Origin of the sequence: Catenibacterium faecis (assembly GCF_014306455.1) — a bacterium.
Taxonomy (GTDB): Bacteria; Bacillota_I; Bacilli_A; order Erysipelotrichales; family Coprobacillaceae; genus Catenibacterium; species Catenibacterium mitsuoka_A.
Map to the genome: position 1 here is coordinate 1 of NZ_JACRWG010000113.1, position 2,548 is coordinate 2,548.

2 protein-coding genes are annotated in these 2,548 nt (G+C 42.2%); both read right to left on the reverse strand.

Annotation, left to right across the window (positions count from 1 at the left end; all coding sequences use genetic code 11):
• Window positions 1-93: 93 nt before the first annotated feature.
• A complete protein-coding gene (locus H8909_RS12870; RefSeq protein WP_238928308.1) occupies window positions 94-1,557 on the reverse strand; it encodes a SpaA isopeptide-forming pilin-related protein in 1,464 nt (487 codons plus the stop codon).
• Window positions 1,558-1,842: 285 nt separating this feature from the next.
• Window positions 1,843-2,355, reverse strand: coding sequence for a ParB-like helix-turn-helix domain-containing protein (locus H8909_RS12875; protein ID WP_238928309.1), 513 nt, complete (start codon window positions 2,353-2,355; stop codon window positions 1,843-1,845).
• Window positions 2,356-2,548: the final 193 nt, after the last annotated feature.

Genomic DNA, 2,548 nt, shown 5'->3' on the forward strand with positions numbered 1-2,548 from the left:
TCAGATCACAAAAACAGGTGGAAGATTATGCCGTCATAAAAGGCACATTTTCCACCTGTTTATTAATTTAATTTGCGGTTTTATTAGTTTATATTATGGGTAGAGTTTGCGGTTTAACAGTTCAGAACCACTGATAAGCACATCTTTGAAAGTTGCCACACCGTTTTTGTCTGTAACTGCATACTGGTCAACAGCATCACCGGAAAGAGAAGTACCGTAAAGATGGAACTTCACACCTTCAACAAGGTTATCTTCTGAGGACTTCACTACCTGAAGGTCGCCACGCTTCAATTTGTTATTGAAATTGACCTTTGCAACCTGCCCTGCCACAACAGTAACTCTATGTGTTTCCTGCGGCTCGTACTTATCGTATGCCTGCTCGGTTACGGTATAGATACCCGGCATAAGGTTATCAATCTGGAATTTACCGCCATTGGCTGTTGTAACCGTCTGATTGATACCGTTTCCGGTAATCGTGAAGTTGATACCGTCAACCTTGCCGTCCTCACTGGTCTTTACAATCTGACAAGAACCATAGCTGACTTTCATTTTCACATAACCGTTGATACTGTCGCTTACTTCCTGAGCATAGCTGACAACATCCTGCACACTGGAATTCTGACCGTGTTTACCCTCTGACCATACAACCACACCTCTGCGGACTGCATTTTTCTTCGTTGCGGTAATGGTAAATTCCTTACTCGGTGCAGTATCCATAGAAACCGTAAGTTTGTTACCATTCACTGAAAAGCTCACTCCACTGATACTTGCTTTGAAATTATATTTGGACAGCACATTATTGGAATCTGTCAGAGTAGTTGTGTACTTGCTTCCGTTCCACTCAAGTTCTATTGTCTTTGCCGAACCGGATGATTTATTACAAAAGCTTGGTATGGTCGCATGGTTCTGTACACTCTGCACCATACTGTTGTAATAACTGAAAATCTTATTGCGAAGCGGATGCTTTACATTGATGACATCTTTCACATTGCTGCAACCACTGGCTGCTACATGATTGAAGTTCGCATCACGCTCTCCGATAACAGTTTCCCAGATAAGAAGCTGTGTAGCATAAGCCTGTGCAATGCTGTTTGCTGCCGCTTCATTCTGTGACCTCCAAGAAGTCGAGATTGTCCCACGATAGCCATACTGTAAAATACGACCAACGAAAAGACGGATTTCATCTCCGGAAATAACCCCATTGGCTGCAAGGTTATTAAAATAATTTTCGTCATACTTATTCATTGTCTGACCGACCTTGAGCGAAATTCCCGGCTCAATACAATAAGCAACATTGCCTGAGTATGAGCCAATAGCCTTAAGATTGGTAAAATTGGAACGTCCGGTATGCCAACCATTTTTCAAGGTCAAATTGCTGTGTCCCCATACCCCATCGTAATTAGCATCGCCATCACGAGGGAAATCGACCATATAAACATCGGCTTTTTCTCCCGAAGCAGCATATGCTGTTGTCGAGCCAATGCCTGCAAAAGTGGTCACACACATAAGGGTCGCCAAGAAAAGCGACGTGACTCTTTTGAATTTTGACTTTATCATTGCGTTTCCTCCTGTAAAAATTGAAAAACACACCGTATCTCTACGATGTGCCTTTGTGGATTTTCTCTTACGACAAGATTTACCTGCCGAAAAACAAATGCGGATTTTTCGTTAATTTTTCATTTTACCATACACCTCCAGTCCGTTCATATTGTGCGATTGCCCCTTAGAGATAGACATATACTTTGAGATACTTATATTCAAGTGAGATAATATATATCATTTTCGGTAGGTAGAAGTATAACTAAGGGGTTAGAGTGTGAGAAAGGGGAACTGTAACTCCGGCTATCTGCTGTCACGTTCTGCACGATTACGCAAAAACTTGTTGTAATGCTCCAATGCTTTGCAAACAAAATCCTCCGTCTGACTGACGGGAATGTTTTTCGGGATAAGCTGTCTTACTCTGTCACCCCTCAACACGATTTTTTCCTTTTGGTTCGGCTTTTCCTCAGACATAACAGCGTGGATTGCTTCGGTTGTAAGGTTGCCCTCGTTGAATAACTTTCGCATACGGATTGTCTGGTCGTGTGACGGGGTAGCATCATTCAGGTCGATTTCATCAACCACATCACGCTGGCAATCTTCATCAAGATAGGAAAGCTCTACGGCAGGACGCATTTTAATACGCCCCTCGTCAACAAATTCAAGCAGTTCAGGAACAAGGTTTGTCAGACGCACATATCGGTGTATCTGATTTCTGCTGTCCCCTGTTTCCTGTGCAATTTGTTCATCGGTTCGTAAATTCGTCCCCACTGGGGACACATTTTCTTTTCTTGGTCTGCCTGCTTGTCTTTTCATTGCTTCCAAACGCATTTTATACGCAAAGGCTTTTTCACTCGGCAATATCTCTGACCTCTGAAAATTACTCTCAATGTTAAACCGCAAACTCTACCCATAATATAAACTAATAAAACCGCAAATTAAATTAATAAACAGGTGGAAAATGTGCCTTTTATGACGGCATAATCTTCCACCTGTTTTTGTGATCTGA